This is a genomic window from Klebsiella sp. C283 (genome assembly GCF_048822555.1).
GTDB classification, from domain to species: domain Bacteria; phylum Pseudomonadota; class Gammaproteobacteria; order Enterobacterales; family Enterobacteriaceae; genus Klebsiella; species Klebsiella quasipneumoniae.
On sequence record NZ_JBMEZS010000001.1, the window covers coordinates 334,073 to 359,914 of the forward strand.

At 61.2% G+C, this 25,842-nt stretch carries 19 protein-coding genes; 12 read left to right on the plus strand and 7 right to left on the minus strand.

Features of this window, described 5'->3' with window-relative positions:
- Positions 1-3: 3 nt before the first annotated feature.
- Both ACOI7Z_RS01605 and ACOI7Z_RS01610 read right to left on the minus strand, forming a co-directional pair.
- On the minus strand, positions 4-3,069 hold the full coding sequence (locus tag ACOI7Z_RS01605; protein ID WP_087849163.1) for an efflux RND transporter permease subunit: 3,066 nt from the start codon (positions 3,067-3,069) through the stop codon (positions 4-6).
- Complete coding sequence (locus ACOI7Z_RS01610; protein WP_023288901.1) at positions 3,070-4,155, minus strand: efflux RND transporter periplasmic adaptor subunit; 1,086 nt, start codon at positions 4,153-4,155, stop codon at positions 3,070-3,072.
- Positions 4,156-4,689: 534 nt separating this feature from the next.
- On the opposite strand from ACOI7Z_RS01610, the gene ACOI7Z_RS01615 reads away from it, so the two are divergent.
- Together ACOI7Z_RS01615 and ACOI7Z_RS01620 are read left to right on the plus strand one after the other, a co-directional pair.
- Positions 4,690-5,121, plus strand: coding sequence for a universal stress protein (locus ACOI7Z_RS01615; RefSeq protein WP_023288902.1), 432 nt, complete (start codon positions 4,690-4,692; stop codon positions 5,119-5,121).
- A 51-nt stretch (positions 5,122-5,172) separates the two neighbouring features.
- Entirely contained in the window at positions 5,173-7,860 is a 2,688-nt protein-coding gene (locus ACOI7Z_RS01620; protein ID WP_086076254.1) for a cation-transporting P-type ATPase, read from the plus strand.
- A 273-nt stretch (positions 7,861-8,133) separates the two neighbouring features.
- Here the strand turns inward: ACOI7Z_RS01620 and ACOI7Z_RS01625 are convergent, their stop codons facing one another.
- Positions 8,134-9,417: a putative acyl-CoA thioester hydrolase gene (locus ACOI7Z_RS01625; protein WP_048334461.1), complete on the minus strand. Its 1,284-nt coding sequence runs from the start codon at positions 9,415-9,417 to the stop codon at positions 8,134-8,136.
- 214 nt (positions 9,418-9,631) lie between these two features.
- Between ACOI7Z_RS01625 and hutI the strand changes: the two genes are divergently transcribed.
- The 6 genes from hutI (at position 9,632) to ACOI7Z_RS01655 (ending at position 17,471) form a co-directional block, all read left to right on the plus strand.
- Entirely contained in the window at positions 9,632-10,891 is a 1,260-nt protein-coding gene (gene hutI, locus ACOI7Z_RS01630) for an imidazolonepropionase (RefSeq protein ID WP_170927834.1), read from the plus strand.
- Entirely contained in the window at positions 10,888-11,844 is a 957-nt protein-coding gene (gene hutG / locus ACOI7Z_RS01635) for a formimidoylglutamase (RefSeq protein ID WP_023288906.1), read from the plus strand. Before hutI ends, hutG begins: the two co-directional genes overlap by 4 nt.
- A 57-nt stretch (positions 11,845-11,901) precedes the next feature.
- Positions 11,902-12,627 carry a histidine utilization repressor gene (locus ACOI7Z_RS01640; protein ID WP_023288907.1) on the plus strand — a complete coding sequence of 242 codons (726 nt, stop codon included), beginning with the start codon at positions 11,902-11,904 and terminating at the stop codon, positions 12,625-12,627.
- Positions 12,628-12,769: 142 nt separating this feature from the next.
- The gene (hutU, locus tag ACOI7Z_RS01645; RefSeq protein WP_023288908.1) at positions 12,770-14,458 is read left to right on the plus strand and encodes a urocanate hydratase; all 1,689 of its coding nucleotides are present in this window, start codon (positions 12,770-12,772) and stop codon (positions 14,456-14,458) included.
- The gene (hutH, locus tag ACOI7Z_RS01650) at positions 14,455-15,990 is read left to right on the plus strand and encodes a histidine ammonia-lyase (RefSeq protein ID WP_023288909.1); all 1,536 of its coding nucleotides are present in this window, start codon (positions 14,455-14,457) and stop codon (positions 15,988-15,990) included. The genes hutU and hutH overlap by 4 nt, the downstream gene beginning before the upstream one ends.
- Before the next feature lie 98 nt (positions 15,991-16,088).
- On the plus strand, positions 16,089-17,471 hold the full coding sequence (locus ACOI7Z_RS01655; RefSeq protein ID WP_023288910.1) for an amino acid permease: 1,383 nt from the start codon (positions 16,089-16,091) through the stop codon (positions 17,469-17,471).
- Positions 17,472-18,834: 1,363 nt separating this feature from the next.
- On the opposite strand, the gene ACOI7Z_RS01660 is transcribed toward ACOI7Z_RS01655, so the two are convergent.
- Both ACOI7Z_RS01660 and bioA read right to left on the minus strand, forming a co-directional pair.
- A complete protein-coding gene (locus ACOI7Z_RS01660) occupies positions 18,835-19,311 on the minus strand; it encodes a kinase inhibitor (protein WP_002895575.1) in 477 nt (158 codons plus the stop codon).
- A gap of 70 nt (positions 19,312-19,381) precedes the next feature.
- Positions 19,382-20,671, minus strand: coding sequence for an adenosylmethionine--8-amino-7-oxononanoate transaminase (gene bioA, locus ACOI7Z_RS01665; protein ID WP_087849174.1), 1,290 nt, complete (start codon positions 20,669-20,671; stop codon positions 19,382-19,384).
- Between the two features lie 213 nt (positions 20,672-20,884).
- Here bioA and bioB point away from each other — a divergent pair, with 213 nt between their 5' ends.
- From bioB to bioD, 4 genes are read left to right on the plus strand one after another with little or no spacing between them, the layout of a single operon-like run.
- Entirely contained in the window at positions 20,885-21,925 is a 1,041-nt protein-coding gene (gene bioB, locus ACOI7Z_RS01670) for a biotin synthase BioB (RefSeq protein ID WP_049014538.1), read from the plus strand.
- Entirely contained in the window at positions 21,922-23,079 is a 1,158-nt protein-coding gene (gene bioF / locus ACOI7Z_RS01675; RefSeq protein ID WP_087849166.1) for an 8-amino-7-oxononanoate synthase, read from the plus strand. The genes bioB and bioF overlap by 4 nt, the downstream gene beginning before the upstream one ends.
- Positions 23,063-23,818, plus strand: coding sequence for a malonyl-ACP O-methyltransferase BioC (bioC, locus tag ACOI7Z_RS01680; protein WP_087849167.1), 756 nt, complete (start codon positions 23,063-23,065; stop codon positions 23,816-23,818). The genes bioF and bioC overlap by 17 nt, the downstream gene beginning before the upstream one ends.
- Entirely contained in the window at positions 23,811-24,533 is a 723-nt protein-coding gene (gene bioD, locus ACOI7Z_RS01685) for a dethiobiotin synthase (RefSeq protein ID WP_087849168.1), read from the plus strand. The genes bioC and bioD overlap by 8 nt, the downstream gene beginning before the upstream one ends.
- On the opposite strand, the gene ACOI7Z_RS01690 is transcribed toward bioD, so the two are convergent.
- Both ACOI7Z_RS01690 and ACOI7Z_RS01695 read right to left on the minus strand, forming a co-directional pair.
- The gene (locus tag ACOI7Z_RS01690) at positions 24,475-25,197 is read right to left on the minus strand and encodes an ABC transporter ATP-binding protein (RefSeq protein WP_017900923.1); all 723 of its coding nucleotides are present in this window, start codon (positions 25,195-25,197) and stop codon (positions 24,475-24,477) included. The genes bioD and ACOI7Z_RS01690 overlap by 59 nt on opposite strands.
- A gap of 86 nt (positions 25,198-25,283) precedes the next feature.
- Positions 25,284-25,496: a dTDP-4-dehydrorhamnose reductase gene (locus ACOI7Z_RS01695; protein ID WP_087849169.1), complete on the minus strand. Its 213-nt coding sequence runs from the start codon at positions 25,494-25,496 to the stop codon at positions 25,284-25,286.
- Positions 25,497-25,842: the final 346 nt, after the last annotated feature.

Below are 25,842 nucleotides of genomic sequence, written 5' to 3' on the forward strand. Positions count from 1 at the left end.
TGTTCATCGTTGAGGCGTCATATCCTTATGGTGAAAGCAGGCGTAAATCACCGGCAGAACCAGCAACGTTAGCACGGTGGCGAAGGCCAGACCGAACATAATCACCACTGCCATACTTTGGAAAAAAACATCGCGCAGCAGCGGGGCAAGGCCAAGCACGGTGGTGAAGGCGGTCAGCAGGATCGGCCGCAGACGAGATGTTGCCGCATCAATGATCGCTTGTCGTTGATCTTTCTCCTGTTTTTGTTGCTCTATCTCTTCCACCAGCACAATGCCGTTGCGGATCAGCATGCCGCTGAGGCTGAGAAGGCCGATTAAGGCCATAAAGCCGAAGGGGATGCCGGTCAGCAAAAAGCCGGGCGTGACGCCGATCAGCGCCAGCGGGACGGTCAGCCAGATGGCGACAGCGTTTCTCAGCGAACTGAACATCAGCACCGTAATGATAAACATCACCAGATAGCCAAGCGGCAGGGTCGTGAACAGCCCTTGCTGTGCTTCACTGGAGTTCTCGGCATCGCCGCCCCATTCGATGCGATAGCCATGCGGCAGCGTCAATGCGTCAATGCGCGGTTTCACCCGGGCGAGAATATCACCCGAGGTTTGGCCGCTTTGCGGGCTGGGATCCGTCTGGACCGTCAGCACCCGGGTGCGATCCCGGCGGAGAATCAAGGGATCTTCCCACTCCAGGGAGAAGCCATGGATGACGTTACTCAACGGGATATACTGCTGGCGGCTCTGGCTCCAGACCAGCACGTTATGCAGATGGTTGGCATCCTGTCGCTCCGCTGCCGGCGGCCGGACGATCACCGGCAGCAGATCGGCGCCCTCGCGATATAACCCGGCGCGACTGCCGGAGAAATTCATCTCCAGCGCGTTATCTATGTCCTGTTTATCCACCCCCAGCTCGCGCCCCAGCGCTAGGGAGTACTGCGGGCGGATCACCTTGCTGCGGTTCTGCCAGTCGTTACGCACGCTGTCGGTCGCCGGATCCTCAGCGAGAATATCGCTCACCTGACTGGCCAGCGCGCGCAGCGTATCCGGGTCAGGGCCCTTAATGCGCACTTCAATCGCGCTATCCCCGGAGGGGCCGAACATAATGCGTTTGGTGCTGGCGTTCACCTGCGGGTAGTTTCTGGCGATCCAGGTTTCGACGTGGCGGGTGATGGGGGCGATGCCGCGCTGGTCGTCCATCCGCACCATAATCTGCGCGTAGTTGCTGTACTGCCGCTGACCGCTGTAGGTAAGAATAAAACGCATACTGCCCTGGCCAATGGTGGCGACGGTGGTGACCACCCCCGGCTGGCCGGCGATCGACCGCTCAATATCGCGGGTCATCTGCTCGGTGGCGTTAATATCGGTACCGTAGGGCAGCCACAGGTCGACAAAGAAAATGGGCGTATTCGATGACGGAAAGAAATTCTGCCGCACGAAGGTGAAGCCCCAGATCGCCGCGGCCAGCAGGGCGCCCATCAGCACCAGGGTCAGGGTCTTTTGCTGCAGCAGTATTCGCAGCGTCTGCTGATAGCCACGGTAAAAGCGGCCGCGGTAGGGATCGGCTTTTTCCTCCGGCGCGGCGGCCGGCGGGGCGTGTTTAAACAACCACCACTTAATGAGCACCGGAGTGATGGTCAGGGCGGAGAACCAGCTGAGCATCAGGGAGATCAGCAGCACCTGGAACAGGGATTTGCAATACTCTCCGGTGGAGTCCTGCGAGAGGCCAATCGGCGCGAAGGCGAGGATGGCGATGACCGTGGCGCCGAGCAGCGGCAGGGCGGAGCGGCGGATCACATAGTTAATGGCGCCCAGCAGCGGCGATCCTTGCTGGCGGGCGATCAGCACCCCTTCGACAATGACAATGGCATTATCCACCAGCATACTCAGGGCGATGATCAGCGCCCCGAGGGAGATCCGCTGTAACTCGATCCCCCAGACAAACATGATAAGCAGGGTGCCGAGGACGTTGAGCGCCAGCGACAGGGCGATAATGATCCCGCTGCGTACTCCCATGAACACCAGCAGCACGCCGACCACGATCGCCAGGGCCATCAGGAAGTTGGTAATAAAGCCATTGACCGAGTGGGCGACCTCAGCCGCCTGATCGTAAAAAATGGCGATGTCGATACCCGCCGGTTTGTCGGCGGCCATCTGCTGGAGGCGGGCTTCAAGGGCGTGCCCGACGTCAATGACGTTGACGCCAGGAATAAAAGAGACCCCCATGGTCACCGCCTGGCGGCCGTTGGCATGATAAATACTGGACGGCGAGTCAGTCAGCCCGCGCGACAGCGTGGCAATATCCCGCAGTCGAGTGGTGGCGCTGGCGCCGTGAGGGCTGACCAGCAGATCCCCCAGTTCATCGATGCTTTGAAACTCCCCGGTGGGGTGTAGGCGGATCGATTCGCTGCCAATGCGGATCTCTCCGGCGCTGGACACCACGTTGAGCCGGGTCAGGATAGCGGCGAGCTGGTTGAGCGTGATCCCGCGCGCCGCCATTTTCGCCAGCGAGATATCAACATTGATCTGTTGCGGAATGACGCCGCCGATAGCGACTTTACCGACCCCAGGAACCAGCACCAGCTCCCGACGCAGCTGTTCGGCATAGCGCACCAGCTCGGGGTTGGTAAAACTGTCGCCCGAGATAGCGAAGAAAAAGCCAAACACATCGCCAAAGTCATCGTTGACGAAGGGGGTCACTACGCCAGGGGGGAAAAGTCGGCTGGCGTCACCAACGCGGCGACGTAGCTCATCCCAGATTTGCGGCAGCTCGCTGGAATGGTACTGCGAAGCGATATTCACCGTAATTTGCGATAAGCCATTTGAGGAGATGGAGCTGACGTTATCCAGTGAGGGAAGCTGCTGAATCGCGTTTTCCAGCGGCAGGGTCACCTCCTCCTCCACCTGTTGAGCGGACGCGCCCGGGTAGTGGGTCACGATCACTGCCGTTTTAATGGTGAAGGCAGGATCTTCCAGACGGCCGATATTGAGCAGGGCGAACAGACCACCCACCCCCAGCAGCAGAATGGCTAACCAGACGCGGGTCGGGTTATTAATAAACTGACGGGAAATGTCCATTTATAATCCTCGTTCACGCGTCCAGATCCGCACCGGCTGCCCGGCATGCAGCTCGCTCACGCCCGCCGCGACCACCTCTTCACCCGCGCGGAGACCGTCGGTGATGGCCACTCCCTGCGAGGTCACCTCGCCGACCGTGACCTTGCGCTCCTCAAGAAACCGATGCGCGTTGTCGCCTTTCACCACCCAGACGACCGGTTCATTCTTCGGCCGGTTATCCGGGTTAAACACCGCCTCTACCGGCACCATGAGCGTTTCCCTTCCGGCGCTGGCCGGTAAATTGCCGAGATTGACCGTCACGGTGCCGCTGACCCCGCCGACGGTGGGAAAATCATCCGGCCGCGGCATGGTTAAAATGATCTGCCAGGTAAGGGTGCTGTTGTCGCTGCTGCCGGTATGCTCTTTGTATTCCGCCGTAAATTCGCGGCCCGGCAGGGTATTGATCCTGACGACGGGGCGGTAGGCGGTATTGCGGATATCCAGGGAGGTGAACAGATTTTCGGGAATGCTGAAGACCACATCCAGCAGGTCGGTACGCGTCAGGGTGATCACCGGCTGGCCGGCGGCGACCACCTGATGGTTGCGGATATGCACGCCGGCGGCAATCCCGCCGAAGGGCGCGGTGAGGCTCATTTGCGCCAGCTCTTCACGGGCGATTTTTAAGGCCGCGTTGGCGGCATCGCGATTGGCGCGCTGCACGTCCATCTCCGCCTGGGAAATCGCCTGACGTCCCGCCAGGGTTTGGAAGCGATCAAACTGACGCTGGGCGAGGGTGGCCGCCGTTTGTCGCTCATTGACCCGCTGTTGGGCCTCGCGGGCATTCAGGCGCGCCAGCGTTTGCCCCTGGGCGATGGTCGCCCCCTGGCGAATATCCAGCGATTCCACCTGGCCCCCCCGCTTAAACGACAGCTCGGTGGAGTCGCCAGACTCGATACGTGCCGGAAACGTTCGCTGCTGGGTATTGCCCACGGCGGTCACCTGCGCCACCTTGACCATGCGCGGGGCGGACTCGACGGACGGCGATTTCTGATCGCAAGCGGTTGTAAATAAAATAACAACCGGGATGAGAGAAAAATAACGGTTCACAGTATTCCCCTCAGATTCAGGATTTATTTTACATTTTTATTACGCGGCGCACGCTTATTCGGCGAGGGCGGCGACAACCAGATAGGTGAATAGTCCCACCAGCGTGCAGGCGACAATGGCCAGCGCGACAAATAATCCCAGACGTAACAGGCTATAACCAAACATGATTTTCTCCCTTTACTCCCACCCGAACCGCGAATGTCATTTAATTCGGCCCCCACGGTGACCACCGGACATTCGGAGCGGCACTCCTGCTTGTAATCAGCATAGTCGGAGAAAAGGTGAAGTGTTAAAAAAGAGCATACCGCGAGCGGCAGCGGCACTGTTGGGGAAAACGCAGGAGATCTGCAGGGAATATGTGGTTTTTATAATATTTTTCAGTCTATTAATCCGTCATTTTCTAATGTTAATTTTCCTGTGCTACGTTTAATAACATCTATTCCGCTCGCCGCTTCTGTTGTTGAGATTTCGTTCCTCCCCAAGTATGGGGTTATTCATCACTACGCATTGTATTGGTAATAAAAGGATTATCTCATGTATAAAAATATCGTTGTTCCCGTTGACGTGTTTGATGCAGGCCTGGCCGACAAAGCCCTCTCTCATGCGAAATTCCTCGCCCAGCATTCTTCCGGGCAAATTCACCTTGTCCATGTCATTCCGGCATTCTCTCCGGTGTTAACGCGCGGATTTATCTCTGATGCGCGAAAGATGGAAGACCATTTGATTAATACCGCTAAGGAAAAACTGACTGAGCTGGTCAAAAAAAATGGCCTTGCGGAAGACGCCAGCCATCTTTATGTGCGCAGTGGCAATGTTCGCGATCAAGTGATTGCTCTGGCCGATGAGCTACAAGCGGACGTGGTGATTGTCGGTTCGCGCAATCCGGGGATTCAGACTCACCTGCTGGGCTCGGAAGCGGCCAATATCGTGCGCTATGCCCATGTACCGGTTTTCGTTGTGCGCTGATGACGGCGGGATGTCGTCCTGACTTCCGCTTCAGAAATCGAGGGAGAGAGTATGAATACAGATAAACCGGGGGCGCCCTATTATCAGCGCTCCGTCGAGGAGACGCTCGCCAGCGTACAGAGTTCGCCGGACGGGATTAGCGGAACAGAGGCGGCCACGCGTCTGCAGCAGTATGGCGAAAACGCCCTGCCGCAGAAGCCGGGTAAACCCGCCTGGCTGCGTTTTATTGTGCATTTTAACGATGTGCTGATCTACGTCCTGCTGGCGGCGGCGCTGCTGAAGGCGGTAATGGGCCACTGGATCGACATGTCAGTGATCCTCGCGGTGGCGGTGGTCAATGCGCTGATCGGCTTCATTCAGGAGAGTAATGCGGAAAAATCGCTGCAGAGTATCCGCAATATGCTGTCCAGCGAGGCGGTGGTGATCCGACAGGGCAACCATGAAACCATCCCCACCACCTCGCTGGTACCCGGCGATATCGTGGTGATCCGCGCCGGCGACCGTATCCCCGCCGATTTACGGGTGATTGAGGCGCACAACCTGCGGGTGGAAGAGGCGATCCTCACCGGCGAGTCGACGGTGGTGGAAAAAACCACCGAGCCGCTAAGCGGCGATTTACCGCTCGGCGATCGCAGCAACCTGGTGTTTTCCGGGACCACCGTCAGCTCAGGGGCGGGGAAAGGGATCGTGGTGGCCACCGGCGGCGATACCGAGCTGGGCCACATCAACCAAATGATGGCGGGCATTGAGAAGCACCGCACGCCGCTGCTGGTACAGATGGACAAGCTGGGCAAAGCCATCTTCATCCTGATTCTGGTGATGATGGCGGCGCTGTTCGTCTTTAGCCTGCTGTTCCGTGATATGCCGGTCTCCGAACTGATGCTGTCGTTGATTAGCCTCGCGGTGGCGTCGGTCCCGGAAGGGTTGCCGGCGATTATCTCGATTATTCTGTCGCTCGGCGTGCAGGCGATGGCCCGCCAGAAAGCGATTATTCGCAAGCTGCCGACGGTAGAAACCCTCGGCGCGATGACCGTTATCTGTTCGGATAAAACCGGGACCCTGACCATGAACGAAATGACGGTGAAGGCGGTGATCACCGCGGACAGCGTCTATCGGGTGGAAGGGGACAGCTATGAGCCGGTCGGTAAAATCCATGCTATCGACGACCCGACGCCGGTTGCGGTGGCGCCAGGATCGCTTCTTGAGCGCTATCTGCGCACCATCGATCTGTGTAACGACAGCCAGCTTATCAAAGAGGAAAGCGGGCTGTGGAAAATCACCGGCGGCCCCACCGAGGGGGCATTGAAGGTGCTGGCGGCGAAGATAACCCTGCCGCCGCAGCCCAGCGAGTTGTGCAGTAAAATTCCTTTTGATTCGCAATATAAATACATGTCGACGCTTTACCGGCTGGGCGAAGAGGAGGTGGTGCTGGTCACCGGCGCGCCGGATGTTCTGTTCCGCCTGTGCCAGTATCAGCAGAGCGACAGCGGGTTGCAGCCGCTGGATCTCCCGTACTGGGAAAGCAAAATTGAAGAGTACGCCCGGGAGGGGCTGCGAATGGTGGCCGCGGCCTGGAAGCCGGCTGCCGCAGGCCAGACCGAGCTGACCCATCAGGATCTACAGCAGGGGGTCATTTTATTAGGGGTTGCCGGGATGATGGATCCGCCGCGTCCGGAAGCGATCACGGCGATTGCCGACTGCCTGCAGGCCGGGATCCGCGTGAAGATGATCACCGGAGACCACCCGCAAACGGCGATGAGCATCGGCAAAATGCTGGGGATTGGCAATGCGGGGAACGCCATTACCGGGCGCGAGCTGGAGGTGATGGACGACGCGCAGCTGAGCGTGGCCGCGCAGCAGTACGATATCTTCGCCCGCACCAGCCCGGAAGATAAGTTCCGTCTGGTGCAGGCTCTGCAGAGCAAGAAAGAGATTGTCGGCATGACCGGAGACGGGGTGAACGATGCCCCGGCGCTGAAGCAGGCTGACGTCGGCGTGGCGATGGGGATCAAGGGGACCGAGGTGACCAAGGAAGCCGCCGATATGGTGCTGACTGATGACAACTTCGCCACCATCGCCAGCGCGGTCCGCGAGGGGCGCCGGGTGTATGACAACCTGAAAAAAACCATTCTTTTTGTCATGCCGACCAACCTTGCGCAGGGGTTACTGATCGTGATCGCGCTGCTGGCGGGCAACGTACTGCCGCTGACGCCGGTGCTGATCCTGTGGATGAACATGGCCACCTCCGCCACGCTGTCGTTTGGTCTGGCGTTTGAAGCCGGTGAGAAAAATATTATGCGGCGGCCGCCGCGCGACCCGAAACTGCACGTGATGGACGGCTTTGCCATCTGGCGCGTGGCGTTTGTGGGGTCGATGATTGCGGTCAGCGCTTTTATTCTCGAAGCCTGGCTGCAGCCGCGCGGCTATTCGCCGGAGTTTATCCGTACCGTGCTGTTGCAGACTCTGGTCACCGCCCAGTGGTTCTATATGCTGAACTGCCGCGTGTCGGATGGTTTCTCGTTGACCAAAGGTCTGCTGGCTAACAAAGGGATCTGGATCGTCAGCGGCGTGCTGCTGGTGCTGCAGCTGCTGATTATCTATGCGCCGTTTATGCAGATGCTGTTCGGCACCACCGGGCTGCCGTTCCGCTACTGGGTGATCACCTTTATCATCGGCTTCGCCATGTTCCTGATTGTGGAGCTGGAAAAACCGCTGACCCGCAAATGGCGGACCGCCTGACGGCGTGACGTGCAGTACGCAAAAGAGAAAAGGGGGCATCGCCCCCTCTCTGGCTGACGACAAACCTGTTTCGTCATTGTGCTCGCATTTCTGCCGGGTGGCGGCATTCGCCTTACCCGGCCTACGAAAGACTTCAATATCAAACCGTTATGCAGTTAGCTGTAGGCCCGCGCAAGCGCAGCGCCGCCGGGCAATTCCTGAAGATTGCACGTTGTCAGCAGTCTGAGAGAGGGCATCGCCCTCTCTTTTATTATGGTTCACGCTTGTTGCGCGTTACTGTTTCGGCTCGGCGACCACGCTGCTTCCCACGCCGCGGTTGTTATATTCCCACATACGGTTGAAGCCGTTGTCGTTGAGGTTGCGCTGCAGATTGCCTTTGTCATCCGCGCTGCCGGTGTTGCCGCTGAACGGACGGCCGGAGCCTACCGCCGCCGCCCACGGCTGGGCGATGTTAAAGCCTTCATTGATGGCGCTGTCGCGGATCACGACCTGGCCGTTGCTGTTGCCGTCAACGTCCAGCGCGCGGCCGAGCTGCGCGACGTTATCCCCGGAGGCGGTGAAGCGGCTGTTGGTCGCCAGGAAGCCGTAGGTCACGCTCTTCAGGGTGGCCGGCGCGAAGACGTAGGCTTCTTTCTGAGTACGCGAGTTCACCACGCGGAAGTCGGTGTTATCAAACACCACGGCGCCGCGGCCAGAAACGATATCCACGTCGCCTTCAATATAGCTGTTCGTCACCAGGGTGCGGGTCTGACGGTTGTCCTGCAGACGGTTCTGCACGCCGCTGTTGGTCACGAAGAAGGTGTTCTGGCGACCAAGAATGTTCACTTTATCGATCTGCACCTGGTCACCATCGCTGCGCAGAGCAACGGCCTGGTGGGTGCCGGCATCGACGCTGTCGCCCAGGTTGTTGGCGATGGTCAGGTTCTGCAGCTGCAGGCCGTTATTCTGCGACCAGAAGACCGCGGAGCACATCACGCCGACGGTGGCGGTGGATTTGCTCTGGCAGCTGTCGAACATATACCACGCTGGTTTGCCCGGCATGTATTTGCCACCCGGATTGACCAGACGACGCCAGGTGTTGCGATCCATTTCGGAATCAATGGCTTCGCTGATTTTCACGTCGATCGGTTTATCGCCGGTACCATACAGGGTCAGGGCGCCCGGCGCCGCCGGAACGTAGACGGTGCCCGGGTATTCGCCCGGCATGATGGCGATAAACAGACGACGGTTAGAGTGGCGGGCAATCGCCGCATCCACCGCCGCCTGGACGGTGGTATGCGTCACGCCCTGGGTTCCCGCCGGGCCGACGATAAAGTCAGGCTGCGCCGGCAGGCTGATGGCGGACGGCGTCCAGGCCGCGGCATTGGGGGTCAGCGACTGGAAATAGGCCGCCGGGGTAAAGTTTTTTGCTTCATCGGCGTTCAGAATGGGACGCGCGGTGGTGCCCGGTGCAGTCTGCGTTGAGGGCTGTTGATCGGCAGGCGTCGAGCTACAGGCGGACAGCGTCACGCCGAAGGCCAGCGCCAGCGCCAGACGGGAAACGGAATATGTGTTCATGTTGCTCCGGGCAAAATTAAGCGTAGTGAAATACCCCGGCTGAGACGCCAGGGTATAAGTCCTTTAAAACCTGCTGTTTTATACTAACTTGAACGAAACGGGAAGACGTGGGCTGAAAAACTTACCTTCTTTACGCAATACGCCGCGTCGCCGGACGGTCTCCAGTCACAAATAAATAACATTTACTCGCGCTTTTGTTGACATTCCCGGCGTTATGAAAATAAATGTCTATACAACCCATGACAAGTTAAGCGCTATGACTGAAGCCACCTCCGAACGCGTTATCTGGCGAAACGCCCGTCTCGCCACCCTGAACCCTGATGCTTCCCAACCGTACGGTCTGCTGGAGCGCCACGCGCTGCTGGTGCGCGACGGTCGCATTGCGGCAATCGTCCCCGAAGATGACCTCCCCAGCGGGCGCAGGATCGATCTCGAAGGCCGGCTGGTCACGCCGGGATTAATCGACTGCCATACCCACCTGATCTTCGGCGGCAGCCGGGCGCAGGAGTGGGAGCTGCGGCTGAACGGCGTCTCCTATCAGACCATCAGCGCCAGCGGCGGGGGGATTAATGCCACCGTGCGCGCCACCCGCGACAGCAGCGAAGCCGAATTACTGGCGCTGGCGCAGCCGCGTCTGGCCCGCCTTCTGCGTGAAGGGGTGACCACCCTGGAGATCAAATCCGGCTACGGTCTCGATCTGCAAAACGAACGCAAAATGCTGCGGGTCGCCCGCCAGCTGGCGCGTGATAACGCGGTGGAACTCTCGGCGACGCTGCTCTCCGCCCACGCCACGCCGCCGGAATATCAAGGCGACGCCGACGGCTATATTACGCTGGTCTGCGACACTATCCTGCCGACGCTGTGGCGGGAGGGACTGTTTGAAAGCGTTGACGTCTTCTGCGAAAACGTCGGCTTCAGCCCGCAGCAAACCGAGCGGGTGTTTCAGGCGGCGCAGGCGTTGGGCATTCCGGTTAAAGGTCACGTTGAGCAGCTCTCCTCGCTGGGTGGCGCCCAGCTGGTGAGCCGTTATCACGGACTGTCCGCCGACCATATTGAATATCTGACGGAAGAGGGGGTGGCGGCGATGCGCGAAAGCGGCACCGTGGCGGCCCTGCTGCCCGGCGCGTTTTACTTCCTCAATGAAACCCGCAAACCGCCGGTGGAACTGCTGCGCAAGTACCAGGTGCCGATGGCGGTGGCGACCGATTTCAACCCCGGCACCAGCCCCTTCGCCAGCCTGCATCTGGCGATGAATATGGCCTGCGTCAAGTTTGGTTTAACGCCAGAGGAGGCGTGGGCCGGCGTGACGCGCCATGCCGCGCGGGCGCTGGGGCGGCAGAACAGCCACGGTCAGCTGGCGGCGGGCTTTGTGGCGAACTTTGCCATCTGGGATGCCGAGCATCCGGTCGAGATGGTGTATGAGCCGGGGCGCAGTCCGCTCTGGGGACGCGTGGTACAAGGAGAATGGCAATGATGCTGTGGCAAGCTACGCCCGCCAACCTTTGGCAGGGGCGCGATGATAGTGCGGAAGCGCCGAATGCGCTGCGCCTGTTTCAGACCATCCCCCGCGCGGAACGCTTCGCGCCGCAGGCGCTGCCCGGCGATATCGCGCTGCTTGGCTTCGCCTGTGACGAAGGCGTCCGGCGCAACAAAGGGCGTACCGGAGCGGCTGACGGCCCGGCGACCCTACGCCGGGCGCTGGCCAATATGGCCAGCCATCAGGGCCACGACCGCTGCGTGGATATGGGCACGATTAGCGTCGATGGCGACCAGCTGGAAGCCGCGCATCAGGCGCTGCGCGAGGCGGTGACCGCCTGCCAGCGCGCCGGGAAACGCACGCTGGTTCTGGGCGGCGGCCACGAGACCGCCTTCGGTCATGGCGCGGGGGTACTGGATGCCTTCCCGGGCGAAAAAGTGGGCATTATTAATCTCGATGCGCATCTTGATCTGCGCGTTGCCGAGCGCGCCAGCTCCGGGACGCCGTTCCGCCAGCTGGCGCTGGAGTGTGACGCGCAGCAGCGCGCTTTTCACTATACCTGCATCGGCGTCAGTCGGGCGGCCAACACCCAGGCGCTCTGGGAGGAAGCGGCGCGGCGCGAGGTGGCTATCGTGGAGGATCTCCAGGTGCTGGAGGCCTTCGAAACCCGGGTGCTGGCGGAGCTTGAGCGCAACATCGCGCAGTACGATCGTCTGTATCTGACCATCGATCTGGATGTGCTCCCGGCGCGGGAAATGCCGGCGGTGTCGGCCCCGGCGGCGCTGGGCGTGCCGCTGGCGACCCTGCTGCGCATCGTTGAGCCGCTGTGCCGCAGCGGTAAGCTGCAGGCGGTGGATCTGGTGGAGTTCAACCCGCAGTTTGACATTGACGGTCAGGGCGCCCGCGCGGCCGCCCGTCTGGCATGGCAAATCGTCCATTGGTGGCAGTAGCCATTCCGGTATATTCTGGGTGTTTCGCCGCCCATTTTGCAAAAGGAAAGCCAGGCTATGTTTTCACAGCAACCCCGTTCCGCGCCCGCGCCTTTTTATGAGAAGGTGAAGCAGGCTATCGGTGAAAAAATTCACAGCGGCGTCTGGCGACCGCATGACCGTATCCCTTCCGAAGCGGAGCTGGTGGCCCAGTTCGGCTTCAGCCGGATGACCATCAACCGCGCGCTGCGCGAGCTAACGGATGAAGGCCTGCTGGTCAGGTTGCAAGGGGTGGGGACCTTTGTCGCCGAGCCGAAAGGGCAGTCGGCGCTGTTTGAGGTGCGCAGCATTGCCGAAGAAATTATTGCCCGTCACCATCAGCACCGCTGCGAGGTGCTGCTGCTGGAGGAGACCCGGGCGGATCATATTCAGGCGGCGGCGCTCAGCGTAGCGGAAGGCACCCGCATCTTTCACTCGCTGATGGTGCATTACGAAAACGAGGTGCCGGTGCAAATCGAAGATCGCTGCGTCAATGCCGCGGTGGTGCCGGACTATCTTCAGCAGGATTATACCGCCACCACGCCCCATGATTATCTGTCGCTGATCGCCCCGTTAACCGAAGGTGAACATATTGTTGAAGCGGTGCAGGCCACGGCGGAAGAGTGCGCGCTACTGCATATTCACGCCCACGATCCCTGCCTGCTGATCCGCCGCCGCACCTGGTCGACAACCCACATCGTCTCCCACGCGCGCCTGCTGTTCCCCGGTAGCCGCTATCGTCTGCAGGGCCGCTTTGGCTCCTGATCCACGCTGGCGTCAGCAAAACGTGATTGCTGACGCAATATAACAAAATTGTATCATTTCTGTTAAATCCTGGCTTGCGCATGCTTGTATAGACAAGTATATGTATCTACGTAAACAACGTTCATTGTCAGGAGAAACCCCGATGTCGCAAAGCAAATATCGCCAGCTGGACGTCCGTGCGCCAAGAGGCACGACGCTGACCGCGAAGAGCTGGTTGACCGAAGCCCCGCTGCGTATGTTAATGAATAACCTCGATCCCGATGTCGCCGAAAACCCGCACGAACTGGTGGTCTATGGCGGTATTGGTCGCGCAGCGCGCAACTGGGAATGCTATGACGCTATCGTGAAGGCGCTGAAGAACCTGGAAAGCGACGAGACCCTGCTGGTCCAGTCCGGCAAGCCAGTGGGCGTTTTCAAAACCCATGAACACTCGCCGCGCGTGCTGATCGCTAACTCCAACCTGGTTCCGCACTGGGCGACCTGGGAACACTTTAACGAGCTGGATGCCAAAGGGCTGGCGATGTACGGCCAGATGACCGCCGGCAGCTGGATCTACATTGGCAGCCAGGGCATCGTCCAGGGCACTTACGAAACCTTCGTCGAAGCCGGTCGCCAGCACTATCAGGGCAGCCTGAAAGGCCGCTGGGTGCTAACCGCCGGGCTGGGCGGCATGGGCGGCGCGCAGCCGCTGGCCGCGACGCTGGCCGGCGCCTGCTCGCTGAATATTGAATGCCAGCAGAGCCGCATCGATTTCCGTCTGCGCACCCGCTACGTGGACGAACAAGCCACTTCTCTGGATGACGCCCTGGCGCGTATCAAGAAATACACCGCCGAAGGCCGGGCTATCTCCATCGCGCTGTGCGGCAACGCCGCGGAGATCGTGCCGGAGCTGGTGAAACGCGGCGTGCGCCCGGATATGGTCACCGACCAGACCAGCGCCCACGACCCGCTGCACGGCTATCTGCCGAAAGGCTGGAGCTGGGAAGCGTATCAGCAGAAAGCTGAATCCGATCCGCAGGGCACCATTCTGGCGGCGAAACGCTCGATGGCCGACCACGTGCAGGCGATGCTGGCCTTCCATGAGATGGGGGTGCCGACTTTCGACTACGGTAACAACATTCGCCAGATGGCTCAGGAAGTGGGCGTCAGCAACGCCTTCGATTTCCCGGGCTTCGTGCCGGCCTATATCCGCCCGCTGTTCTGCCGCGGTATCGGTCCGTTCCGCTGGGTGGCGCTCTCCGGCGATCCGCAGGATATCTACAAGACTGACGCGAAAGTGAAAGAGATCATCAAGGATGATAAGCATCTGCACCATTGGCTGGATATGGCGCGCGAGCGCATCAGCTTCCAGGGACTGCCGGCGCGTATCTGCTGGGTCGGTCTGGAATGGCGGCAGAAGCTGGGCCTGGCGTTTAACGAAATGGTGCGCAGCGGCGAAGTCTCCGCGCCGATCGTGATTGGCCGCGATCATCTTGACTCCGGCTCCGTCGCCAGCCCGAACCGCGAAACCGAAGCGATGCGCGACGGCTCTGACGCGGTCTCTGACTGGCCGCTGCTGAATGCGCTGCTCAACACCGCCAGCGGCGCGACCTGGGTGTCGCTGCACCACGGCGGCGGGGTAGGCATGGGCTTCTCGCAACACTCCGGGATGGTTATCGTCTGCGATGGCACCGATGAAGCGGCAGCGCGTATCGCCCGCGTCCTGCACAACGACCCGGCCACCGGCGTGATGCGTCATGCCGACGCGGGGTACGAGATTGCCATTGAATGCGCGGCAGAACAGGGTCTGAATCTTCCGATGGTGGCGGCAACGCAGGGGAACGCGAAATGAAATCTTTAACTCTGATCCCGGGTCAACTCAGCCTGTCGCAGCTCCGCGACATCTACAGCCACCCGGTGAATATTACCCTCGACAGCGGCGCGTTTGCCGCCATTGACGAGAGCGTGGCCTGCGTCAACGCTATCCTTGCCGAAGGGCGGACCGCCTACGGCATCAACACCGGTTTTGGCCTGCTGGCGCAGACCCGTATCTCGACGGAAGATCTGGAGAACCTGCAGCGTTCGCTGGTGCTGTCCCATGCGGCGGGCGTTGGCGAGCCGCTGGACGATGACCTGGCGCGCCTGATTATGGTGCTGAAGATTAACAGTCTGTCCCGCGGATTCTCCGGGATCCGCCTGAGCGTGATCCAGGCGCTGATTGGCCTGGTGAATGCCGGCGTGACGCCGTGGATCCCGGCGAAAGGCTCCGTCGGCGCCTCCGGCGACCTCGCGCCGCTGGCCCATATGTCGCTGACCCTGCTTGGCGAAGGTAAAGCGCGGGTACGCGGCGGCGACTGGCTGCCGGCCACCGAAGCGCTGCGTCAGGCGGGACTGGAGCCGATTACCCTGGCGGCGAAAGAGGGGCTGGCGCTGCTCAACGGCACCCAGGCGTCGACCGCTTTTGCCCTGCGCGGTCTGTTCGAAGCCGAAGATTTGTTCGCCTCCGCGGTCGTCTGCGGGGCGTTAACCACCGAAGCGGCGCTGGGCTCCCGTCGTCCGTTTGATGCGCGCATCCATGAAGTGCGCGGCCAGCGCGGGCAGATTGACGCGGCGGCGCTGTATCGCCATCTGCTGACCGACGACAGCGCGATCTCGCTGTCGCACCATAACTGCAGCAAGGTGCAGGACCCGTACTCCCTGCGCTGTCAGCCGCAGGTGATGGGCGCCTGCCTGACCCAGATCCGCCAGGCGGCTGAGGTGCTGCTGGCCGAAGCCAACGCGGTGTCCGATAACCCGCTGGTCTTCGCCGCCGAGAATGACGTGATCTCCGGCGGTAACTTCCACGCCGAGCCGGTGGCGATGGCGGCGGATAATATCGCGCTGGCGATTGCCGAAATCGGCTCGCTCTCCGAGCGTCGCATCGCGTTGATGATGGACAGCCATATGTCGCAGCTGCCGCCGTTCCTCGTCAAAAACGGCGGGGTGAACTCCGGGTTTATGATTGCCCAGGTCACGGCGGCGGCGCTGGCCAGTGAAAACAAAGCGCTGTCGCACCCGCACAGCGTCGACAGCCTGCCGACCTCCGCCAACCAGGAAGATCACGTCTCGATGGCGCCGGCGGCCGGTCGCCGCCTGTGGGCGATGGCCGAGAACACCCGCGGCGTACTGGCCGTCGAGTGGCTGGCGGCGGCGCAGGGGCTGGATATGCGCGAAGGGCTGACCACCAGCCCGCTGCTGGAAGAGGCGCGCCATCTGCTGCGCGAACGCGTCCCTCACTATACGCAGGATCGCTACTTCGCCCCGGATATCGATAATGCCATTGCGCTTCTGGCGGCCCGTCACCTGACGCGTCTGCTGCCTGCGGTACTGCCAGGCCTGCACTAATCACCGTTGTTCTCTGTACCCGCGTCGGGGGAAATCATTCCCCCGACCGCCCTACATCGCATATTTGTCGTCAAATAAAAAAACCAGGACACCTGTATATGCAACAACAACACAAGCCACATCTGCTGCGCGGGCTCAATGCCCGACACATTCGATTTATTGCGCTCGGCTCCGCGATCGGCACCGGGCTGTTCTATGGCTCGGCTTCCGCCATCAAGGCGGCGGGCCCGGCGGTGCTGCTGGCCTATTTGATTGGCGGCGCGGCGGTGTTTATCGTCATGCGCGCGCTGGGCGAGATGGCGGTGCGCAACCCGGTTTCCGGCTCCTTCGGCAGCTATGCCCGCCAGTATCTCGGCCCGCTGGCCGGGTTTATTACCGGCTGGACCTACACTTTTGAAATGGTAATCGTCGCCCTGGCCGACGTGACCGCCTTCGGCATCTATATGGGATTGTGGTATCCCGATGTCCCGCGCTGGATCTGGATCCTCAGCATCATCTTCTTTATCGGCGCCATGAACCTGTGCAACGTGCGGGTGTTCGGCGAGATGGAGTTCTGGCTGTCGCTGGTGAAGGTGGTGGCGATTATCGCCATGATGCTGGCGGGGGCGGGGATCATCTTCTTTGGCTTCGGCCATAGCTTCCCGGCCACCGGGCTGGAAAATCTCTGGAGCCACGGCGGCTTTGCCCCTAACGGCTGGCAGGGCGTTATCGCCTCGCTTGGCATCGTGATGTTCGCCTTCGGCGGGGTGGAGATTATCGGCGTCACCGCCGCGGAAGCGAAGGATCCGAAGAAGGTCATCCCGCAGGCCATCAATACCATTCCGCTGCGCATTATCCTGTTCTACGTCTGCACCCTGGCGGTGCTGATGGCGATTTTCCCGTGGAACAGCTTTGGCGAGCAGGGGAGTCCGTTTGTGCTGATTTTCGACGGTCTGGGGATCCCGGCGGCGGCGACAATCCTTAACATCATCGTGATCAGCGCCAGCATCTCGGCGATTAACAGCGATATCTTCGGCGCCGGACGCATGATGTATGGCATGTCGAAGGAGGGGCTGGCGCCGAAAAGCTTCCAGCGCATCGCCAGCAACGGCGTACCCTGGATGACGGTGGTGGTCATGGGCGGCGCGCTGCTGGCGGCGGTGGTGCTGAACTATCTGATCCCCGAGCAGGTATTTGTGCTGATTGCTTCGCTGGCGGCATTCGCCACGGTGTGGGTATGGCTGATGATCCTGCTGTCCCATTTCGCCATGCGCCGTAGTTTGTCTGCCGAAGAGCGCAGCCAGATTGCCTTCCCCGTTCCGTTCTGGCCGGTGGCGCCGCTGTTAACGCTGCTGTTTATGGGGCTGGTCATCGCTGTGCTGGGGATGTTTGCCGAGACGCGGATGGCGCTGATCGCTGGCCTGGTCTGGCTCGGGCTGCTGACGGTGGTGTGGTACGCGCGGGTGCGTAAAACCGCGCTGCAGGTTGTCACTGAGCAGTAAATCAGATCTCCCCGGCGGCGCTGCGCTTGCCGGGGCGACGAGGTATGAGCCTGTGAGAGGGAACTGTAGGCCGGGTAAGGCGCAGCCGCCACCCGGCAAAATAACGGCATAACCGGAAATGTCTTGTTCGTACTGCGCCTGGCAGGGCTACAACTTCTATGTCAATTCCGGGCAGATTGCGCTCCCGGCTAATCGTCTGCGTTATGTCAATCATGGCGAAGGGAGCGCACAGGGGGCGGCCAGTCGCCGCCGCCCCCTGTACCCCCGGGCTCCGGCCAGCAAAATCGCCGCTGCGCGGTTCCTTCGACTTATCCCTGCAGGCTTCGGGTCGGGCCGAGGCAGCGTCCGTGCAAAACACGGCCCTCAGCCCGCATCCATGCGGGCTGCCCCGGCCTGCCGGGAACGTCTCAGCGATTTTGAGGCCGCCAGCACAGGCAGTTTCAGCAAGGCTGGTGAATAAATGAACGACAGGTCGCACGAACCCCAGGCCGGGTCAGGCGCAGCCGCCACCCGGCACAAAATCGGCTCTGTTCCTGCTGTCATCGCCCGGTGGCGCTGCGCTTACCGGGCCTACGATGTATGAGCCAGTGAGAGGACCCTGTAGGCCGGGTAAGGCGCAGCCGCCACCCGGCAAAATAACGGCACAAGCGGAAATGTCCTTGCTCGCACTGCGCCTGGCAGGGCTACAACTTCTATGTCAATTCCGGGCAGATTGCGCTCCCGGTTAATTTTCTGCGTTATGTCTCTTACGGCGCAGGGAGCGCACAGGGGGCGGCCAGTCGCCGCCGCCCCCTGTACCCCCGGGCTCCGGCCAGCAAAATCGCCACTGCGTGGTGCCTTCGACTTATCCCTGCAGGCTTCGGGTCGGGCCGAGGCAGCGTCCGTGCAAAACACGGCCCTCAGCCCGCATCCATGCGGGCTGCCCCGGCCTTTCGGGAACGTCTCAGCGATTTTGAGGCCGTCAGCACCGGCAGTTTCAGCAACAATGGTGAATAAATTAACGACAGATCGCACGAACTCCAGGCCGGGTCAGGCGCAGCCGCCACCCGGCACAAAATCGGCTCTGCGCCTGCTGTCATCGCCCGGTGGCGCTGCGCTTACCGGGCCTACGAGGTATGAGCCTGTGAGAGGACCCTCCAGGCCGGGTAAGGCGCAGCCGCCACCCGGCAAAATAACCATGCAACAGGGTTGCCTGGAAGGTAATCAATACTTTCCCGGCGGCGCGGCGCTTTCCAGACCTACAGCTACGTGTATTTATTTGATATGTAAGTGTTATCTGGTAAAGGTGAGTGTAGCGCCACCTGAAAAACACGTGGCGCCGCAGGTAGCCCGGATAAGGCGCAAGCCGCTATCCGGGGGAAGATTAACTGAACAGGGCGGTGATGGAGGCGCTGGCGAGGGAATGGAAATGGACGTTAAAGCCGACCATTGCGCCGCTGGCCTCGGCATCCACCTCAATTTTCTCAACGTCCAGGGCGTGGACGGTAAAGATATAGCGGTGGGTCTCGCCCTTCGGCGGCGCCGCGCCGCCGTATCCCGCCTTGCCAAAATCGGTGCGGGTCTGAACGGCCTCTTCCGGCAGCTCCGCCTGACCGGAACCGGCCCCCTGCGGCAGGACGCGCGTATCCGCAGGCAGGTTAGCCACCACCCAGTGCCACCAGCCGGAGCCGGTCGGCGCATCCGGATCGTAGCAGGTCACCACAAAGCTTTTGGTTCCTGCGGGCACATCATCCCACATCAGATGCGGCGAAATATTGTCGCCATCGTAGCCCATGCCGTTGAAGACGTGACGATTAGGCAGCTTACCGCCGTCCTGGAGATCGTGACTGATCAGTTTCATGCTTCATCCTCATTGATAATGCGCTGATTAACCAGGAAGTGTAGCCTGCACCACGACGCAATTCCGCTATTTATTCGCTAAAAAATGTTTCGTCCTGCACCGCCAGGTTAACGGCGCGGGTCAGGCGGGACAGCTGTTCAGGCGTGATGATATACGGCGGCATCAGGTAGATCAGGCGGCCAAACGGTCGGATCCACACCCCCTGCTCGACAAAAAAGCGCTGCAGGGCAGCCATATTGACCGGGCGACAGGTTTCAACCACGCCAATAGCGCCCAGCACGCGGACGTCGGCGACCAGGGCGGATCCCCGCGCCGGAGCCAGCTCGGTCTGCAGCTGGGCTTCAATCGCCGCCACCTGCCGCTGCCATTCGCCGCTCTCCAGCAGGTGCAGGCTTTCGCTGGCCACCGCGCAGGCCAGCGGGTTGCCCATAAAGGTTGGGCCGTGCATAAAGCAGCCGGCTTCACCGTTGCTGATGGTTTCCGCCACCTCGCGGGTGGTCAGCGCGGCGGAGAGGGTCATGGTGCCGCCGGTCAGCGCCTTGCCCAGACACAGAATATCGGCGGCGATACCGGCGTGCTCGCAGGCGAACAGCTTGCCGGTGCGGCCAAAGCCGGTGGCAATCTCATCGGCGATCAGCAGTATCCCTTCCCGGTCGCACATTTTACGCACCCGCTTCAGCCACTCCGGATGGTACATCCGCATCCCGCCCGCGCCCTGGACGATCGGTTCGAGGATCACCGCGGCGATGTCGTGACGGTGCGCGGCCATCAGGCGGGCAAAGGGCACCATATCCATTTCATCCCACTCGCCGTCAAAGCGGCTCTGCGGCGCGGGGGCGAACAGGTTATCCGGCAGATAGCCCTGCCACAGGCTGTGCATCGAGTTCTGCGGATCGCAGACCGACATCGCGCCGAAGGTATCGCCGTGATAGCCGTTGCGGAAGGTCAGGAAACGACGACGCGGTTGGCCTTTCGCCTGCCAGTACTGCAGGGCCATTTTCATCGCCACCTCAACCGCTACCGAACCGGAGTCGGCGAGGAAAACGCACTCCAGCGATTGCGGGGTCATTGCCACCAGCTGACGACACAGGGCCACCGCCGAAGGGTGAGTGATCCCGCCGAACATCACATGCGACATCTGGTCGATTTGCGCTTTCATCGCCGCATTAAGACGCGGGTGATTGTAGCCGTGGATCGCCGCCCACCAGGAGGACATACCGTCAATCAGCTGTTCGCCGCCGGCGAGGGACAGCTCGCAACCGTGGGCGGAAACCACCGGGTAGACCGGCAGGGGGGAAGTCATAGAGGTGTAGGGGTGCCAGATGTGGCGCCGATCGAAGGCGAGATCGTCCAGGGTCATAAGCGACTTGTAAACCATTTTGAAAACATTTAGGTTTACAAGTCTACACTGAACTGACTTACAATGAAACGTACACAAAATATTTCGCGCAGCATCGAGGCGGCAAGTGAGAACATCCCCCAGCAGCATAGTTCACTATCTGACAGGGGTGTGCGAGTGCAGCCAACAAAGAGGCTGTGTGAAACAGGTAGTGTACGACCTTTGGAGAGGAAAATGGCTCACCACCCCCGCTGGACAATGTCGCAAGTAACGGAATTATTTAATAAACCGCTGATCGACCTGCTATTCGAAGCGCAGCAAATCCACCGTCAACACTTTGATCCGCGCCAGGTGCAGGTCAGCACCCTGCTGTCGATCAAAACCGGCGCCTGCCCGGAAGATTGTAAATATTGTCCGCAGAGCGCACGCTATAAAACCGGGCTCGAAACCGAGCGCCTGATGGAAGTCGAGCAGGTGCTGGAGTCCGCCCGCCAGGCGAAAAACGCCGGCTCCACCCGTTTCTGCATGGGCGCGGCGTGGAAGAACCCCAATGACCGCGACATGCCCTATCTGGAGCAGATGGTGAAAGGGGTGAAGGCTCTGGGGCTGGAGTCGTGCATGACGCTCGGCACCCTGACCGACAGCCAGGCGCAGCGCCTGGCCGAGGCGGGCCTCGATTACTACAACCACAACCTCGATACCTCGCCGGAATTTTACGGCAACATCATCACCACCCGCACCTACCAGGAGCGCCTGGATACCCTGGACAAAGTGCGTGACGCCGGGATCAAAGTCTGCTCCGGCGGTATCGTCGGGCTGGGGGAGACCGTGAAAGACCGCGCCGGCCTGCTGCTGCAGTTGGCCAACCTGCCCACGCCGCCGGAAAGCGTGCCCATCAACATGCTGGTAAAAGTCAAAGGCACGCCGCTGGCGGATAACGACGACGTCGACGCTTTCGATTTTATTCGCACTATCGCCATCGCGCGCATCATGATGCCCACCTCTTACGTGCGTCTCTCCGCCGGCCGCGAGCAGATGAACGAGCAGACCCAGGCGATGTGCTTTATGGCCGGGGCGAACTCCATTTTCTACGGCTGCAAGCTGCTGACCACGCCGAACCCGGAAGAGGACAACGATCTGCAGCTGTTCCGCAAGCTGGGGATCAACCCGCAGCAGACGGCGGTGCTGGAAGGCGACAATGAGCAGCAGCAGCGTCTGGAGCAGGCCTTACTCACCCCGGACACTGAGGAATATTACAACGCGGCGGCGCTATGACCTGGCAGCAGCGAATCGATCGGGCGCTGGACGAGCGACGGGCGGCGGATGCCCTTCGCCGCCGCCTGCCGGTGACGCACGGCGCCGGGCGCTGGCTGGAGCGGGCAGGGGAGCGCTGGCTTAACTTCTCCAGTAATGACTATCTCGGCCTGAGCCAGCATCCGGCGATTATCGCCGCCTGGCAGCAGGGGGCGGAACGTTATGGCGTCGGTTCCGGGGGCTCGGGACACGTAAGCGGCTATAGCGAGGCCCACCGCGCGCTGGAAGAGGAACTTGCCGACTGGCTGGGCTACCCGCGCGCATTGCTGTTTATCTCCGGCTTTGCCGCCAATCAGGCGCTGATCGCCGCCCTGGCGGATAAAGAGGATCGGATTGTGGCCGACCGCCTGAGCCACGCCTCCCTGCTGGAGGCGGCCAGTCTGAGCCCGGCGCAGCTACGCCGTTTCGGCCACAACGATCCGCAACAGCTCGCTCAACTGCTGGCTAAGCCGCTGGCGGGCGAACAGTTGGCGGTCACTGAAGGCATTTTCAGCATGGACGGCGACAGCGCGCCGCTGGCGGCCATTCACGCCGCGGCGCAGGCCGCCGGGGCGCTATTGCTGGTGGATGACGCCCACGGCGTCGGCGTGGTCGGCGACGAAGGACGCGGCAGCTGCGCCGCGCAGGCGGTGCGCCCTGAGCTGCTGGTGGTTACCTTCGGCAAGGCATTCGGCGTCAGCGGCGCGGCGGTGCTGTGCGATGAAGCGATGGCCGATTATCTGCTGCAGTTTGCCCGTCATCTGATCTACAGCACCGCGATGCCGCCCGCCCAGGCGGTGGCGCTGAGCGCCGCGCTGCGGCTGATACGCAGTGATGAAGGCCAGCGCCGCCGCGACACCCTGGCCGCCCGTATCCGTCAGTTCCGCGCGGGGATGGGCGAGACGTCGCTGGGTTTGACCGACTCCGTCAGCGCGATCCAGCCGCTGATCGTCGGCGATAACGGGCGGGCGCTGAGCCTGGCCAGCCGTCTGCGCGACGCGGGCTGCTGGGCAACGGCGATCCGTCCACCGACGGTGCCGGTCGGCAGCGCTCGTCTGCGCCTGACCCTGACCGCCGCCCATCAGGCTGAGGACATTAACCGTTTACTGGAGGTGCTGCATGGCCACGGTGAATAAGCAGGCGGTCGCCGCGGCGTTTGGCCGGGCGGCCAGCGGCTATTCGCAACATGATGAACTGCAGCGGCGCAGCGCGGAACTGCTGCTGCGCCAGCTGGCGCATCGCGATTTTCCCCGGGTGCTGGATGCCGGCTGCGGCCCAGGCAGCATGAGCCGCCGCTGGCGTGAGGCGGGCAGCGTGGTGACCGCGCTGGATCTCTCCCCCGGGATGCTGGCCCAGGCGCAGCGTAACGACGCCGCCCAGCATTACCTGCTGGGCGACATTGAGGCGCTGCCGCTGCCCGACGCCTGCGTCGATCTGGCGTGGAGCAATCTGGCGGTGCAGTGGTGCGACGATCTGCGCGCAGCCCTTGGCGAGCTGTACCGGGTGGTACGTCCCGGCGGCAGCGTGGCGTTTAGCACGCTGCTGGCCGACTCGCTGCCGGAGCTCAATCAGGCGTGGCAGGTCATCGACGACCGGCCGCATGCCAACCGTTTTCTCAGCGAAGCGGCGGTGCGCGAGGCGCTGAGCGGCCTGCGGGCGTCCGGCGAGGTGCATCAGATTAGCCTGCCGTTCGTCGATGCGCTGAGCGCCATGCGATCGCTGAAGGGCATCGGCGCCACCCATTTGCACCAGGGGCGGGCATCGGCCCCGCTTAGCCGCGGCAAACTGCGCGAGCTACAGCTGGCCTGGCCGCAGCGGCAGGGCGTCTGCCCGCTGACGTATTCTCTTTTTACAGGAGTCATTGAGCGTGACTAAACGTTTTTTTGTCACCGGGACCGACACTGAAGTCGGGAAAACCATCGCCAGCAGCGCCCTGCTGCAGGCGGCGAATCAGCTGGGTTTTCACACCGCCGGCTACAAGCCGGTGGCTTCCGGCAGCGAGCTTACCGCCGCCGGGCTGCGTAATGAAGACGCGCTGGCGCTGCAGCGTCATAGCCGGGTCGCGCTGCGCTATGAGCAGGTTAACCCGTATACCTTCGCCGAGCCGACCTCACCGCATATCATCAGCGCCGACGAAGGACGGCCGATCGCCTCGGCGAAGCTCTCCAGCGGGCTGCGCGAGTTAGAACGCCTCGCCGACTGGGTGCTGGTGGAAGGGGCCGGCGGCTGGTTTACGCCGCTTTCGGAAACCCTGACCTTCGCCGACTGGGCGCAGGCGGAGCAGCTGCCGGTGATTCTGGTGGTGGGCGTCAAGCTCGGCTGCATCAACCACGCGATGCTTACCGCCCAGGCGGTACGCCAGGCGGGGCTGCCGCTCGCGGGGTGGATCGCCAATGACGTGCTGCCGCCGGGCAAGCGCCACGCCGAGTATCTGGCGACGCTGAAAAACCGGCTGGCCGCACCGTTCCTCGGTGAAATACCGTGGCTTGCCGATATCGCGCAGCGCGACGATCTCGGCCAGTATCTGGACCTCAGGGCGCTGGATCCGGCGTCATCCACTGCGCAAGCAGCGGTTCATCCAGCGCCATAATATCGCCTTCGGCGACGTTACGGCCCCGGTGCAAAACACAGAAACGATCCGCCACCCGGCGGATAAAGGGCAGGTGCTGCTCGGCGAGCAGCACCGTCAGGCCGATATCGCGATTCAACCGCAGCAGCAGATCCGCCAGCTTTTGCAGACAGCGCGGCCCTCTGCCGCGCGAGGGTTCATCAAGGATCAGCAGCCGCGGCTGGACAATCAGCGCCCTGGCCAGCGCCAGCTGGTACTGATCGTCGTCGCTCAGCGAGGCGCCTTTGCGCTGCCGTAGGGCATAGAGTTCGGGAAAATGTTCATAGATTTCGCCGCCGCTGGCGTTAGCCCCGGGTTTCCCGGCCGCGAGGGCAATATGTAGATTCTCTTCCACGCTGAGCTGGGAGAAGATGCGTTTATCCTGCGGCACATAGCCGATACCGATGGCACTGCGCGACTGGGCCGACAGGGGGGTGAGATCCTGCGGCGGGGCGCCAATGTCATGCCAGGTCATCCGGCCGCTGGCCACCGGCAGATGCCCGGCAATGCAGTTAACCAGGGTGGTTTTTCCCATGCCCTCGCGTCCCAGTACGCCAATGCACTCCCCCGGGCGTAGTTCAAGATCGACATTCCACAGCGAATGCTGGTTGCCGTAAAAGTGATTTACTGCCTGTAAATTCAACATGGACGTTTTCTCCTTATCCTGGCGTCAGGGCGACAGAAAGATGCTGCAAAACTCTTGCCAGGAAAAAGAACGCTCGGAAAAAAACGCTAAACGCCGATACCATCAGGCACAGCCAGCGCCGGGGCTGCACTTTTCCAGTGCCCGACGCTAAAGGGTGGTGCAAAAAGCAGCAAAAATCGAGCGGCTTTAAGCGGATAGTTATCAAAAATAGTTCGATAAAAATTTTTCGCCGCGCGGTTTAGGCCGCCAGACGATTTGCGCCGGGCGGCGGCGGTCTTGGGCTGCAGACAGTTATCCACTATTCCTGTGGATAACCTTGTGTATTAGAGTTAGAAAACCTGCGGTAAGCTAGAGCGTACGCGGCTTGCGGCTGAATTGGCGCGAAAGGCATCTTTTCTTTAAAAGCATTAAATATCAGCTTGTTAGATAAAATCAATGGGTGTAAGAAAAGCGTCATCTTCTGCCATAAAACTTTCACCCGTCCGCTTGACAAATGTTAAAAGGTAAAAATTTCTGGGGATAACCCTGACGGCCGGAGGATTATTCCGCCCGGCGCGCGTTTTATATCCCGCTTGCCAGCAAAAAAGGCCAAATCGTGGCGCTATCATAATCACGTACTGTTTAAATATCCAGTATATTTTGTTG

What these genes read in the sequence shown, in the direction of transcription:
- ACOI7Z_RS01605 (WP_087849163.1), bottom strand. Translation starts at nt 3,069, where the DNA reads ATGGACATTTCCCGTCAGTTTATTAATAACCCGACCCGCGTCTGGTTA.
- ACOI7Z_RS01615 (WP_023288902.1), top strand. Translation starts at nt 4,690, where the DNA reads ATGTATAAAAATATCGTTGTTCCCGTTGACGTGTTTGATGCAGGCCTG.
- ACOI7Z_RS01620 (WP_086076254.1), top strand. Translation starts at nt 5,173, where the DNA reads ATGAATACAGATAAACCGGGGGCGCCCTATTATCAGCGCTCCGTCGAG.
- ACOI7Z_RS01625 (WP_048334461.1), bottom strand. Translation starts at nt 9,417, where the DNA reads ATGAACACATATTCCGTTTCCCGTCTGGCGCTGGCGCTGGCCTTCGGC.
- hutI (WP_170927834.1), top strand. Translation starts at nt 9,632, where the DNA reads ATGAAAATAAATGTCTATACAACCCATGACAAGTTAAGCGCTATGACT.
- hutG (WP_023288906.1), top strand. Translation starts at nt 10,888, where the DNA reads ATGATGCTGTGGCAAGCTACGCCCGCCAACCTTTGGCAGGGGCGCGAT.
- ACOI7Z_RS01640 (WP_023288907.1), top strand. Translation starts at nt 11,902, where the DNA reads ATGTTTTCACAGCAACCCCGTTCCGCGCCCGCGCCTTTTTATGAGAAG.
- hutU (WP_023288908.1), top strand. Translation starts at nt 12,770, where the DNA reads ATGTCGCAAAGCAAATATCGCCAGCTGGACGTCCGTGCGCCAAGAGGC.
- hutH (WP_023288909.1), top strand. Translation starts at nt 14,455, where the DNA reads ATGAAATCTTTAACTCTGATCCCGGGTCAACTCAGCCTGTCGCAGCTC.
- ACOI7Z_RS01655 (WP_023288910.1), top strand. Translation starts at nt 16,089, where the DNA reads ATGCAACAACAACACAAGCCACATCTGCTGCGCGGGCTCAATGCCCGA.
- ACOI7Z_RS01660 (WP_002895575.1), bottom strand. Translation starts at nt 19,311, where the DNA reads ATGAAACTGATCAGTCACGATCTCCAGGACGGCGGTAAGCTGCCTAAT.
- bioA (WP_087849174.1), bottom strand. Translation starts at nt 20,671, where the DNA reads ATGACCCTGGACGATCTCGCCTTCGATCGGCGCCACATCTGGCACCCC.
- bioB (WP_049014538.1), top strand. Translation starts at nt 20,885, where the DNA reads ATGGCTCACCACCCCCGCTGGACAATGTCGCAAGTAACGGAATTATTT.
- bioF (WP_087849166.1), top strand. Translation starts at nt 21,922, where the DNA reads ATGACCTGGCAGCAGCGAATCGATCGGGCGCTGGACGAGCGACGGGCG.
- bioC (WP_087849167.1), top strand. Translation starts at nt 23,063, where the DNA reads ATGGCCACGGTGAATAAGCAGGCGGTCGCCGCGGCGTTTGGCCGGGCG.
- ACOI7Z_RS01690 (WP_017900923.1), bottom strand. Translation starts at nt 25,197, where the DNA reads ATGTTGAATTTACAGGCAGTAAATCACTTTTACGGCAACCAGCATTCG.